General features: G+C 44.1%; 13 protein-coding genes. 12 read left to right on the forward strand and 1 reads right to left on the reverse strand.

Annotation, left to right across the window (positions count from 1 at the left end):
* The first annotated feature begins 434 nt into the window (after nt 1–434).
* The 8 genes from FFM77_RS00925 to FFM77_RS00960 all read left to right on the forward strand — a co-directional run bounded on the left by FFM77_RS00925 (nt 435) and on the right by FFM77_RS00960 (nt 8,796).
* Nucleotides 435–1,640, forward strand: a complete 1,206-nt coding sequence (locus tag FFM77_RS00925; protein WP_137633876.1) for a cupin domain-containing protein — start codon at nt 435–437, stop codon at nt 1,638–1,640.
* Nucleotides 1,641–2,972 (forward strand): dihydrolipoyl dehydrogenase family protein, encoded by a 1,332-nt coding sequence (locus FFM77_RS00930; RefSeq protein WP_137633877.1) that lies wholly within the window; start codon nt 1,641–1,643, stop codon nt 2,970–2,972. It begins immediately after the preceding gene.
* Between the two features lie 239 nt (nt 2,973–3,211).
* Entirely contained in the window at nt 3,212–4,033 is an 822-nt protein-coding gene (locus FFM77_RS00935; protein WP_137633878.1) for a zinc ribbon domain-containing protein, read from the forward strand.
* An 850-nt stretch (nt 4,034–4,883) separates the two neighbouring features.
* Complete coding sequence (locus FFM77_RS00940) at nt 4,884–5,810, forward strand: WxL domain-containing protein (protein ID WP_137633879.1); 927 nt, start codon at nt 4,884–4,886, stop codon at nt 5,808–5,810.
* 17 nt (nt 5,811–5,827) lie between these two features.
* On the forward strand, nt 5,828–6,355 hold the full coding sequence (locus FFM77_RS00945; protein ID WP_137633880.1) for a WxL domain-containing protein: 528 nt from the start codon (nt 5,828–5,830) through the stop codon (nt 6,353–6,355).
* Nucleotides 6,356–6,451: 96 nt separating this feature from the next.
* Entirely contained in the window at nt 6,452–7,036 is a 585-nt protein-coding gene (locus FFM77_RS00950) for a WxL domain-containing protein (RefSeq protein WP_137633881.1), read from the forward strand.
* 58 nt (nt 7,037–7,094) lie between these two features.
* Nucleotides 7,095–8,123 carry a WxLIP family cell surface protein gene (locus FFM77_RS00955; RefSeq protein WP_137633882.1) on the forward strand — a complete coding sequence of 343 codons (1,029 nt, stop codon included), beginning with the start codon at nt 7,095–7,097 and terminating at the stop codon, nt 8,121–8,123.
* A 130-nt stretch (nt 8,124–8,253) separates the two neighbouring features.
* Nucleotides 8,254–8,796, forward strand: a complete 543-nt coding sequence (locus FFM77_RS00960) for a WxL domain-containing protein (protein WP_137633883.1) — start codon at nt 8,254–8,256, stop codon at nt 8,794–8,796.
* A gap of 169 nt (nt 8,797–8,965) precedes the next feature.
* On the opposite strand, the gene FFM77_RS00965 is transcribed toward FFM77_RS00960, so the two are convergent.
* Nucleotides 8,966–9,454: a transglycosylase SLT domain-containing protein gene (locus FFM77_RS00965; RefSeq protein ID WP_137633884.1), complete on the reverse strand. Its 489-nt coding sequence runs from the start codon at nt 9,452–9,454 to the stop codon at nt 8,966–8,968.
* 365 nt (nt 9,455–9,819) lie between these two features.
* On the opposite strand from FFM77_RS00965, the gene FFM77_RS00970 reads away from it, so the two are divergent.
* From FFM77_RS00970 to FFM77_RS00990, 4 genes are all read left to right on the forward strand, one after another.
* Complete coding sequence (locus tag FFM77_RS00970; protein WP_137633885.1) at nt 9,820–10,815, forward strand: hypothetical protein; 996 nt, start codon at nt 9,820–9,822, stop codon at nt 10,813–10,815.
* Nucleotides 10,816–10,898: 83 nt separating this feature from the next.
* The gene (locus FFM77_RS00975; protein ID WP_137633886.1) at nt 10,899–11,471 is read left to right on the forward strand and encodes an NADPH-dependent F420 reductase; all 573 of its coding nucleotides are present in this window, start codon (nt 10,899–10,901) and stop codon (nt 11,469–11,471) included.
* A gap of 181 nt (nt 11,472–11,652) precedes the next feature.
* On the forward strand, nt 11,653–11,961 hold the full coding sequence (locus FFM77_RS00980) for a hypothetical protein (RefSeq protein ID WP_171001527.1): 309 nt from the start codon (nt 11,653–11,655) through the stop codon (nt 11,959–11,961).
* 209 nt (nt 11,962–12,170) lie between these two features.
* Nucleotides 12,171–12,542, forward strand: a complete 372-nt coding sequence (locus FFM77_RS00990; RefSeq protein ID WP_137633889.1) for a cupredoxin domain-containing protein — start codon at nt 12,171–12,173, stop codon at nt 12,540–12,542.

The following is a 12,542-nucleotide window of genomic DNA, read 5'->3' on the forward strand; positions in this document are numbered from 1 at the left end:
CTGGAACGCCATGGGCCATTTTGAAGCCAAAAACCAGTCTTCAAAGCTGACCTTGGCCTAAGTCCGAGCAGACCACTCGCACTAAGGCCAACGACACGGCTGTGCATTTTAGGAACCAACCTCTCGGCTAAATGACCGAACTGATGCTAATGTTTTTTAAATCCTGTTAGTTAACGGCGGGCGGCCCAGAATTGGCTTAGTGGTGTCGTTTATCTTAGGCGGTGGTTTTCCGACTTAGATAACCCCCGGCTTTCGAGACCGCATTTTGGCTTCCAAACGTGGCCACCACTTTTCAGCCGAATCTGGTCCAACCAGAGTGGCAAGTTTAATCTAACTAACATTAAACATAGGTTACTAAATGAAGTGTAACCGCTTGTTTGATTAGTTCATTTAATTTACCATAAAGGCAATTAATGACGAAAGGGATGGCTTGCATGACAAAGCAAAACGAACCAATTCGCTCAGCAGATCAGACGGGGTGGTTAGATCAGGGGCCTCGTAATCAGGAGCGTGATTTACAGAACCCAGATGTTTTAGTGCCACCGACAACTGATCATGGCACCATTACGAACTTGCGGTTTAGTTTCTCGGATGCGCATATGCGCTTGGAAGAAGGCGGCTGGGCACGGGAGGTCACCAATCGTGAACTGCCAGCATCGCACGACATGGCCGGGGTCAATATGTGCTTAAAGCCGGGTGCTTATCGAGAATTACATTGGCATAAGGAAGCTGAATGGGCCATGATGCTCAAAGGCAACGCGCGGGTCACGGCGTTGAATGAAAACGGCGAAAGCTTTATTGATGACATTAAAGCTGGCGATTTATGGGACTTTGAAGCCGGAATCCCGCATTCTATCCAAGCTTTGGACCAAGGCTGTGAATTCTTGTTAGTCTTCAGTGAACCCGACTTCTCGGAAAATAATACCTTCCTATTAACAGATTGGTTAGCGCATACGCCTAAAGATATAGTTGCGGCTAACTTTAAGTTGGATGAAGCGGCCTTAGCGAACTTGCCGACTCATGAAAAGTATATTTTTGATGGGGCAGTGCCGGGCCCAATCGACCAAGTTAAACGGCCAGGAACACCGATGGCAACACCGTTAACCTTGCATATGGCGGATGTGCCAGCGAAACAATTTGAAGCCGGCAAAGTCTGGATTGTTGATCAAGCTGTCTTTCCAGCGGCCAAGACGATCTCGGCGGCAATTGTGGAAGTCCAACCAGGCGGGATGCGCGAGCTCCATTGGCATCCGAAGTCTGAAGAATGGGATTACTTCATGCAAGGGCGGGCGAAAGTCGGTGTCTTTAATTCCAATACGTTAGCGCGAACCTTTGATTATCAAGCGGGCGATGTTGGCGTCATTCCGAAAGAAGCTGGACATTATATTCAAAATATTGGTGATGAACCGTTGATTTTTATCGAGTTATTCAAGAATCCGGTCTACTCAGATATTTCATTGAATAAGTGGCTGGCCACAACGCCAACGCAAATTGTGGCCGATCATTTGAATATCACTAAGCAAACGGTGGCGCAATTACCGAGTGAAGAAGCGGCGGTTGTCTGGTATGACAATCCTAATCAGGACGTAACGGCAACCACGCCGGGGCATGTCGATGATGCCAACGATGCGTTTAGTTAAATGTCAGCTTTTGATGTAATTGTAATTGGCGGCGGTGTCGGTGGTGCGGGGGTAGCCTTGAAAGCCCAAGCACATGGCTTAAAAGTTGCGGTCATCGAGCAACGTGACTGGGGCGGCACGACCGTTAATCGGGGCAGTACCCCGAAAAAAATCTTGTTGGCGGCGGCTGAAGCACATCGACAATTCCGGTTGACGACGTTTGCGGCCACAACGCCGGCGATTGATTGGGCGAAGCTCGCCGCGTATCGCGACACGGTGGTGACCCAGACAGCCGTTAACTTTAAAGCGCGGTTTCAAGCAACTGGCGTGACAACTTATGAAGGTCACGCTGAATTTACAGATTCGCACCATGTGAGGGTTAACGGGCAGTTATTACAAGCTGATAAAATCGTGATTGCAACCGGGGCCCATCCGTTTGAATTGTCATTTCCTGGCAGTCAGTGGGTCCAACATTCTGGGAGTTTCTTCCGTAGTGAACAGTTACCAGTGCGCCTGACGATCTTAGGCGCAGGAATTATTGCCATGGCGATAGCCAGTATTGCTAATGAAGCCGGCGCCAACGTTACGGTGGTCCAGCACGATGCAGTCGCGTTGCGCGGGTATGATCCGGAGTTGGTCGCACGATTGGTGGCCGACTTAAAACAACGTGGCGTTATCTTTCGCTTTAATGATGAAGTGGCGGCACTTGCGCAAACCAACCATGGCTTACAAGTTACCACCCGAACAAACGCCACGTTTGAAACTGACGCGGTCTATACGGCATTAGGCCGGACCGCAAATGTGGCGGACTTGCATTTGGAACAAGCTGGCGTCATTTATACGTCACAAGGGATTCAGGTGGAGGAGCAGTTGCAAACGACACAATCTTCAATTTACGCAATTGGGGATTGTGCGGCGGCTGGGGTACCGAAGCTGGCGAACTATGCCATCTATCAAGGGAAATACGTGGGCGATAGCTTGGTGGCACCAGTAGGCTTTCCAATTAAATATCCGATGCCAGTCACGGCTGTCTTTAGTCTGCCACGGTTGGCACAAGCCGGTGTCACGGTTCTGCAAGCCCAAGCTGAGCCTGATAAGTATCAGATCAAGGAAAAGTCATTGGCGCATTGGCTGAATTACCAGCGTCAACATGATGATCAAGCCCGGTTAAAACTGATTATCAATCGGCAAAATCAGCTTGTGGTGGGCGCGGAGGTCTATAGTGCCACGGCCGATGAGTTGATTAATGAATTGGCGATTCTGATCCAGCAGCGTGTTTCAGTGGCACGCTTGCATGACTTGTTTTTAGCTTATCCAAGTGTGGCAACGGATTTATATGGGATTTGGGTTTAGTAAAAGGCATTGCTAATTTTCGAGATTAGCGATGCCTTTTTGTTGCCCACCGGACAATGAAAGCAATCAGTGATGACCATTGCTTTCAGAAAAAAAGAATAAAGTACTGCAAATTACCAAGGTTACGCTATAATAATAGTTGCATAAAAGATTGATGTGCTCTTGGCGATGTGAAAGCGACTAGCTGAGGTCAGGTTAATCGGGGGTAATCATTATGGTTAAAGGGAAGAGGCAGTTAAATGGAAGAAACAAAGTTTTGTCCTCATTGTGGGACTAAAGTCGGGGCAACGGTGAAGTTTTGCCCGAAGTGTGGGTTTAAGCTGACAAGTGACGAGGCCACCTCGAAGCCGCAAGCAACGACGGCAACGGAGGAAACCACTAAGACAGCGACGACGCGGACGACCGCTAATACGACTAATCAATCAACGGGGTCTGGCAGTGACTTTAATGCCCGGTTAGATGCGATGATGAAGTGGATTACGGCGAACTGGGCCACGACTGTGGTTATTGTTGTTGGCATTTTCGTCTTCTCATTTCTGATGCGGGTCTTGTTCTACCACGCTTCATTAGGTTGGATCGCCGTGATTGCGGCGGTTGTCTGGCTATATAGCTATGCGTGGACTAACGGCGTTGAGCCAACGAGTATGGAACAACAATTGCGGCATGTCACGAAGAGTGGTGTCGATGCGGTCAAGACATCTACGCAAGCTCATGCCGATGCAACTACGACGCAAGCACAACCGACCGCGAGCCAAGCAACTACTGATCCAATTCAAGATACGACCCAAGCCACTGGTAGTAATAACATTTACGTCCAAGCCGCACCACAAAGCAATGGGATGGGAACGGCTGGGTTTATCTTAGCCTTACTCTCATTCTTATTCTCTTGGATTCCTGGGGTTAGCTTTGTCGTTTGGTTCTTAGGGATGTTATTCTCATTTATCGGGATGTTCAAACGGCCACGGGGCTTAGCCATTACTGGGTTTATTCTATCGTTTATTGATTTGATTGTTATCTTTGTTATTTTAAGTGTGGGAATTGGTATTCTTAGTTCATTATAGAAATTAAGCTATTTTTTTAGAACGTCTTGGTCTGTCAATGTTATGTTGGCAGGCCTTTTTGTTGTCAATGACGTTAATCGCTAGGTGATTTCTTTATAGCTTGAGTCAAGAAATTAAGATAATTATGAGTATTAAGCTAAATTGAAGCCAATCGGTGAAGCGTTGTAAAAGTCTGACCGGGTCTAAAACGATACTTGACTCAATATTGACCTTACTCAAATATTGAGCTAGGCCAATATTTTTTTATTAAACTAAAATGCCGGCTTAAACCGCTTTTTAGCGCAATTTTGATCAAGATGACCCCAATAAATAAAAAATCGTGAGCGTATCTTTTGTCAGCTTGATGTCAATTTGTTAAATTTATTACACGGAACAAAGTTATTGAGTCAATTAGATTTAAGTTATTACATTCTGATGACTAATGTGAACAGGAGGCGGTAAGACGCTAAGTTAAATTATGAACAAGATAATTGTAACTGGAAAATTGACCAGAAAATGACACTGTAATGTTGGACAACCCCCAATGAGGAGGCAGCCCTGATGAAAAGACAGCTAATCATCGCCGCGCTAAGTGCGATCACGTTGTCGGTAGCGCCCGTGACTGAGCGAGTGAAAACACCACGAGTCGAAGCAACGACTAGCGTGCAAGCACAGGCAGATACCGATGCACGAGTGGCCGAAAAGCAAGAGCAGGAACGCAAGGAACAAGAAGAAAAAGCCAAAAAGGAAAAAGAGGAGCAAGAACGAAAAGAACGTGAGGAAAAAGAACGACAGGAAAGAGAAGAGCAAGAACGTAAGGAACAGGAGGAACAAGCCCAAAAGGAAAAAGAAGCGCAGGAACGAAAAGAGCGTGAAGAAAAAGAACGGCAGGAAAAAGCCGAGCAAGAACGTAAGGAACAGGAAGAAAAAGAGAAAAAGAAAAAAGAAGGGCAGGAACGAAAAGAGCGCGAAGAAAAAGAATGGCAGGAAAAAGCCAAGCAAGAACGTAAGGAACAGGAAGAAAAAGAGAAAAAAGAAAAAAGAAGGGCAGGAACGAAAAGAGCGCGAAGAAAAAGAACGACAGGAAAAAGCCGAGCAAGAACATAAGGAACAGGAAGAAAAAGAAACTGAAGAAAAGAAAAAAGTTGATCAGAAAAACGAGCCTATTAAAGAAAGTGCTGACGAGTCAGCAGGTAATGTTTCAGAAGAAGCCGAGGCTAAGAATGAAGATATTAACGATAATGAAGAAATTTTAACGGAATTGCCTGAGGGTAAAAAAAGTGTATCAATGAATCAGGCAAGCACTGACGAGAATTCGAAGGTAGAAAAAGACTTGGTTGGAAAGGAAAACTCTGGAACTGTTGTAATTGAAGAAGTTCCTAATTTTAATTTTGGTAGTAAAGAATATACTACCACGGCAGGAAGAGTTAATTTGGAGAATGAAACTCTTTCTGTATACAATGGTATGGATAATAACTCGTGGCAGATTACAATGAAGATTGACCCTTTTGTCCTTAAAATAAATCAGCATACTATGCCTTGGACAGGATACCAAATTCACGTATCTTCAAGTACAAAAACTGAATCCCCTGACGACCCACACCAACTTATAGCATCAGCGCCAAGCTTTACAAATACTGATAACGTAGCCAAGAATGTATTGGGTAGCTCAAAGGGTCGAAAGGGTCTAACTAAAGTAAACATACACAACATTATGTTAGAAATTCCAGCTAACTCATTACCAGGTCAGTATGAAGCTGCTATTACTTGGACTGTTCACTCTGGGAATCAACCTTAAGAGAAAGGAGCGATATTGTGAAATTACGTTCAGCGATGATAGTAATGCCGTTGCTACTGTTTTTAGCACCACTGACTGCGAATGCACGAGAAGAAACTGCTAATTTTGAAATTACAGGTGGTAACACATATGAGTTAAAAGAAGTTCCAAAAATTGATTTTGGCAGTCAGACTAAGGATAGTGGACCTGGAACAGTTAATAATTTAGCAGAAACTAATCTAAAGGTTTTTAGTAACACTGGTAAGGCCTGGAAAGTAACAGTTAGTGAAGAAGGATTTCAAAGTGAAGGGCGAAAACTAATTGGAGCTAAACTTGGATTTTACTCGAACCAAGTCAACTCGTTTGAAGCAATCGGAGAAGCATATGGTAATGAAGTGTCTTTAGGTGGCACTGGAGTAAATATAGAAGTAATGAACGGAGAAACTGGTGCGGTGGGTACATTTTTACTTCCATTTACAAACGATCAGATTAAATTGGAGTTTCCTGATACAACACCGGCAGGAACCTATACTAATAAGCTGACCTGGAATATGACGGAAGAGTGAGTAGGCTAAATATTAAAGGTGGTGATTATTGAGAATGCAATTGTCAATTACTGATCCATGGCGCTAGTCACTTAAGAATTAAAGGAGGATAACACCATGAAAAAGCAATTAGGATTATTAACGTTAGGTATGACTATGGCATTGTGTCTAGCTGCACCTATTGTTGGTTATGCGGCTGAGCCAGGAGAACAAAATGCAACCGTAACGATTGAGGATGCGTCAGATGCAGGAGCAGTATTGCATGCAGCCCCTCAAATTACGTTTACTGGATTAAAAAACGCTACTGATAATGTTAATACTACAGGTAACGTTACGGGTCAATTAGTAGTTGAAAACACGGCAACTAAGAATGATTGGGAAGTAACTGTTAATGCGTCTGACTTTATGAATAAAGAGCATGACAAGAAACTTGTATACAGTAATTTACATTTAGGCCAAGGAAGCGTAGAAAGTGACGGACCTGGTCAAAGTCCAGCGATAAGCGATATTACAGACTGGACAGGTGCTTCCAAAGTCATGGTCAGCGCGGGTAGTGGTAATCTTGGCAAATTTACACAGACTTTTGGTGCTGTTTCCATTGATGTTCCAAAGAGGCAAGCGGCTGGTGAATACGAATCTAAAGTGACTTGGACGTTAAGACAAACAGTTGATGGTCCCGGTGATATCCAAAAAGCTCGGTAGTGACAAATATTGATTGATAAGTTTATTCAACATTAAAACACCCAATGGAGGACACATTATGCTTAAAAAACTTAGTTGGATGCTAGGATTGGCCATTAGCTTAACTTGGCTGGGCGCCGCAACCCCGGCCAGTGCTGAAAAAAATTACTACTCTGTACAACCGGAGTTACCGGCGAACCAAATTGATAAAAGTGCCGGGTACTTTGACTTAAAGGTAAAGCCTAATCAAGAACAAACATTGTATATCAAGATTAACAACAACGGTAAAGTTGAACGAACCTATGATGTTAATACAAATTTAGCTACGACTGCTGACAATGGGACTCTTGATTACAGTAACAATGATCCTAAGATTGATGAGTCACTAGCGTTCAATATTGGGGCCGCAACGACTAATACTAAAAAAGTGGTCGTCGCAGCTAAGACCACTAAACGGGTACCGATTAAGTTAAAAATGCCGGATCATCATCTGGAAGGACTTGCTCTCGGTGGTATCAACGTTGTTCAACGACCGCTAGCTAACCGTAAGAAAAGCAGTGGCATCGCGATTCAAAATCAATTCGCCTATACTATTGCGATTAAATTACGGGAACAAAATAAGATAACGGTCAAACCGAAAATGAACTTGCTAAAAGTTGGTGCAGAGCAAGTGAATTACCAAAATTATGTTATTGCACAATTACAGAATCCACGGGCTGTGATTATGAATGAACTGAAAGTTACAGGTTATGTGACTAAAAAAGGGAGTGATAAACGATTATTACAAACTACTAAAAAAGAGATGCGGATGGCACCTAATAGTAACTTCAACTTTGCTTTAGGTGATGGTACTAAAACGTTGGAAGCTGGTAAGTACACCGTCCATTTAAAAGCTGACTCTGAAAAGGGCAAGTATAAGTGGAATTTCACTAAAGACTTCACGGTCAGTCCGGCTCGAGTTAAAGCGTTGAGTGAAAGTACGATTTACAAGCCAGATACGATTAAGACGACTAACTGGTGGTTGATTGGTAGCCTAGTTGCGGTAATTGTAGCCTTAACAAGCGCATTAGCATGGGTCATCTATCAAAAACGGCGTTCAGCTAATTAAAGTCATAAAAGTGATCATTGGGTTGTTTTAAAGTAAATTAGGTCTAGACGATTAGTAGTCATTGACTCTGAAAGTGAATTATCTGATAAGTAACTGCTGCCACCCAACCCTACAATGAGGAGGGGACAACATGAAAGCACGATTAGGATTATCCATGTTTGGATTGACCTTGTTATTACTACCGGTTGCTGGTCAAGCTGCTAAAACCAAAGCGACTGTTCAGTTAAGGGATCCTTTTCCCCGAGTAACCATGATTACCGAAGCCCCACATGTTGACTTTGGCACAACGGCAAACCATAAAAAGCAAGAATTGACGGCGAAAACTGTTAAAGGTAAATTAGAAGTATTGAATACGCGAACACCTGCTAATTGGGAGGTTCAGTTGACCGCTGGAGACTTGGTGGGCTCCAACCATGGCGTTATCTTAAGAGACGCGAAGTTGAATGCTTTGGAAGGGACTTCATCTAAGTCTAGTAACTATGCGGAATTACCCGAAATAAGTGAAGCTAAATCTCCTAAAAATAGCGTGGTAATGTCATCGAAAGCTGGTAATGTTGGTCACTTCCGCCACCATTATGGAAAGGAACATTTTGAATTAAAGATTCCAGAATGGGGACCGGCAGATCAATACACGGCTAACTTAACATGGGCGTTACGTTCTAGTGTTAAGTAATGGAACGCAAAAAAGGCGATGTAGTCGCTTTTTTTGCGTCTGGGACCATTGATTAATTTACATACGAAAATGGTTACTAGTGATTATGAAAGATGTTCAAATCACTAGTAACCATTTTAAATTTTGGGTAGTAACTACATAAAAGTGTTAAGCAGAGTAAGTGAACAATTTAATTAGTCGCCCAAGCACTCATCCCTTGCGCCTCATACAAACTAACGGCGGCATCAACTTGTGCTTCCACGGAGCCACTACTAATATGCATATTCTGGAACAAGCCATAAGCACCACTAGAACTATTTACAACGTAAGGTTCCCAGTTAGATTCACGGGTAATAATGGTATTCCAAGTTGCTTCTGAAACACCAGTCCGTGACGCCATCTGACTTAAGACGTAGCTCTTTAGGTTTGTACCGGTGTAACTTGATGATGAACTGGTATTGCTAGTTGAACTTGTATTAGTCGTGGCGGTTGTTGATGACGTTGCCGCATAGCTAGTTGTTGGTGCTTGACGATAACCATACCGCTGAGATTGATGTGTCGCATAAGTCGGTTGGCTAGGGGCGGTCGTGGTATCAGCGTTAGCGGATAGCCCACTGACGACAACTAAGCCGGTGGCGATAGCGGAGGTGGTTAAGAGATTGCGTAATAATTTTTTCAATGGAAGAACTCCTATTCTATGATTCTGTGTCTGAGTTAAATTCACTCGAGTTTTTGGTTAATCGATTGGAACTGAGTTTAGCGCGGCTAGGTTACAACCGTGTGTCAAACTCGTTAAAAAGTTCTGGCCTAGATGGCAGCTTGATGACGAGTGGGGGGTTATCATCATTGTTGGCGGTAATGGGAGAATCGCTGAAATGCGTTGCTGGAGAGCGGTGTCGATGAAAGCGTTGGGTGATGGAAATATGACAAAACTAGCTTAGCTGTACATTTGAAAGTGGGGTTAAGAAAGAGTAAAGGTCGTTTGTGTGTTAGTCGTAAAAGCCGTAAACTTAGGCTATTAAGCAAGTTATGGGAGGTCAAATCGTGGGTATAAAGATTGGATTAATCCTCGTCGTGCTGGTTGGATTGGGTTTAGTGTGGCGGTTCGCGCGATTGAAGCAACAAATTATTAGTGATCGACAACACTATCACCGTACAATGTCGCCACAACAAATTCGGGCTAGTCGGCGTTTCTTTTATCGGACTGAAATTAAGCAGTCGCCGCGGTTACGCTGGCTGATGCGGTTAGAACAAATCGGTTTAATCGCGGTCGTGATTAGTGTCGGGTTACCGTGGATCGTGACGCCTGCCCCAACGCCGGTGGTGATTGTGGGCATGGTTGGATTGTTAGTGGGGAGTATCATTTTTGTCAGTTGCAACATGTTGCTGAATCGACAACTTTTGGCAACGACCGTGGTCCCAGACCGACCGGCGACCACATCTTTATCTGTTACACCGAAACATTTTGCGGATCAAGAGTTGCGGTACTTTAAAGTCTTGAATGGCTTGTTTTTGGTTGCGGCGATTCTTGGGGCCGTCTTAATGTTTGGTCTGGTTCAGGATAACGAGGCGATCCAACAGACGAAGGTTGTTACCAAAGTTTCTGCGGCCAATCAAAATGTGCGGCAGATTCAACGCTTGGCGGTGGGGTCGCAACGGCTTTCGTCACGGGCGAAGATGACGCTTTTTTCAATGTATTATAACGATATCACCAACTATGACTTAGATACGGATAGTACTTACACGTATCATGTGATTCACGATCAAGCGGCGACGTGGTACGTGTTGATGCAGGATTCTGAGGATGACGGCGTTAGCTTTTATTACTTAGTCAGAGAAAGTACGTCCCATCAGATTCAACTCTATCGGTTCAACGATCCGACTGGCGACAAGACCGCTTTGCATGGCTTGGTGCCAGCCTATACACCGTACTATCAGACTAAAGTGAAGCTCGGTCAGTTGACGACCGCTTTTATGACGCAGAAGAACTATCAATATGTCATTAAAAAGATGCATCCAGGAAAAGTTTGGTCCTTCTAAGCTAATTAGTTGACCTTTTTAACTAAAACCCGTATGTTGAAAGTAACACTATAAATAAATTTATTAATCAGGGGGTCTGTCAGATGGCAGCAGTAACGATTTTCGGTAAAGGTAACATGGGTCAAGCAATTGGTGATGTCTTCAAGCAGGGCGGTAACCAAGTCACTTATCTAGGCCATGGCGATCCGGTCGCTGATCTCGGTGATATTGTCGTGCTAGCGGTCCCTTATCCCGCTGCAATCAGCATTGCCAAAGCCAACCAAGCCGCATTAGCCCACAAGGTCGTCGTGGATATTACCAATCCATTAAACTTTGACACTTGGGATGCCTTAGTGGTGCCAGCTGATAGCTCAGCCGCCGCTGAAATTGCCGCTTTATTACCAGAATCAAAAGTGGTTAAGGCATTCAACACGACTTTTGCCGCCACCTTACAAAGTCGTAAGGTCGGTGATGCCCAAACAACAGTGATGGCTGCTAGTGATGCGGACGATGCTAAAGCTGTTTTGGCCGATGCTTTAACTGATAGTGGCGTTGCCTTTGTTGATGCTGGCTCATTGAAGCGGGCACGTGAATTGGAAAGCTTAGGCTTCTTACAGATGACATTAGCTACCAAAGAAAAGATTGGTTGGACTGGTGGCTTTGGCGTGATGAAGTAAATTAGGACTGAATCAATACCGATTGCCATGGGGAGACTCATGTCGATCGGTATTTTTTGACGACAAATAATGTCGTTTGGGGGCTAGTGATTTTTGCACGGTAATTTTATAATGAAGACGTTAATTACGTAAATTAGTCTTGGGGAAAGCTATTTAAGCAAAAAGTACTTTGGGGGAGAAAATGGTGTTAAAAGTTAATCGTTTTAAAAATTATTGTTGTATGTATAATACTGAAAAGAAACAGTTAACATTAGGCTTGCTGTCATCGGCGTTAGTGTTTGGTGGCTTAACGTTTCAAGCGGAAGCGGCGACGATGACTGACGAATCCGTGGCGGTAGTGGCGGAAACAGCAAAGCCGGCTGAAGCCACGTCGATGTTCGCGAATGAAGCGAGTCAAGTGCTACCATCAAGCCAACTGCTACCGTACCAATTGAAACGGCAATGGTGGGACAAGGTGACCAGTTACAACCGAGTCATTGGTTACCGGTAATTGGGCTGTGGTTATCCGCATTAGTCGGTGGCTTCGTGTATCGCCGGCGTCATTAATAACTCATGAGTGTCCATCTGCGGGTGGGCACTTTTAATTTGGCTTGAATTTTATCGTTGACAAATGTAAACGATGAGACTAAACTAGTTTTTGAGGTTTACGAGTGTAATCATAAAATAAATAAGCAGAGTTAAGAGAGAGGTTGGTTTCAAATGACAAAAATTTTAGTGCTGATTGTTGGGTTAGCGATTATCGGGTTCATTCTTTGGTGGTTTTTCGGCAAGCATGCTGTGGCTAGTGCCGACGCGACCGTAACCGATCATCAACAAAGTGTGGATATTGAAGTCAGCGGAGGGTATTCACCAGAAAATATTGTCTTGAAGCAAGGGGTGCCCGCGGTATTGAACTTTACGCGTAAGGATGCCTCCAGTTGTTTGGATCACGTAGTCTTCAGTGATTTTGGGATTAACCAGGCGTTACCACAAAATCAAGCGGAGCCGATTCAGATTGATACCAGCAAGCCGGGCGAATACGAATGGGCTTGTGGGATGGACATGTTTCATGGCAAGTTAATCATTAAATAA

Origin of the sequence: Lactiplantibacillus songbeiensis (genome assembly GCF_005405125.1) — a bacterium.
GTDB classification, from domain to species: domain Bacteria; phylum Bacillota; class Bacilli; order Lactobacillales; family Lactobacillaceae; genus Lactiplantibacillus; species Lactiplantibacillus songbeiensis.

Coding starts and splice junctions, on each gene's coding strand:
- FFM77_RS00925 (WP_137633876.1), top strand. CDS start 435: ATGACAAAGCAAAACGAACCAATTCGCTCAGCAGATCAGACGGGGTGG.
- FFM77_RS00930 (WP_137633877.1), top strand. CDS start 1,641: ATGTCAGCTTTTGATGTAATTGTAATTGGCGGCGGTGTCGGTGGTGCG.
- FFM77_RS00935 (WP_137633878.1), top strand. CDS start 3,212: ATGGAAGAAACAAAGTTTTGTCCTCATTGTGGGACTAAAGTCGGGGCA.
- FFM77_RS00950 (WP_137633881.1), top strand. CDS start 6,452: ATGAAAAAGCAATTAGGATTATTAACGTTAGGTATGACTATGGCATTG.
- FFM77_RS00955 (WP_137633882.1), top strand. CDS start 7,095: ATGCTTAAAAAACTTAGTTGGATGCTAGGATTGGCCATTAGCTTAACT.
- FFM77_RS00960 (WP_137633883.1), top strand. CDS start 8,254: ATGAAAGCACGATTAGGATTATCCATGTTTGGATTGACCTTGTTATTA.
- FFM77_RS00975 (WP_137633886.1), top strand. CDS start 10,899: ATGGCAGCAGTAACGATTTTCGGTAAAGGTAACATGGGTCAAGCAATT.
- FFM77_RS00980 (WP_171001527.1), top strand. CDS start 11,653: ATGGTGTTAAAAGTTAATCGTTTTAAAAATTATTGTTGTATGTATAAT.
- FFM77_RS00990 (WP_137633889.1), top strand. CDS start 12,171: ATGACAAAAATTTTAGTGCTGATTGTTGGGTTAGCGATTATCGGGTTC.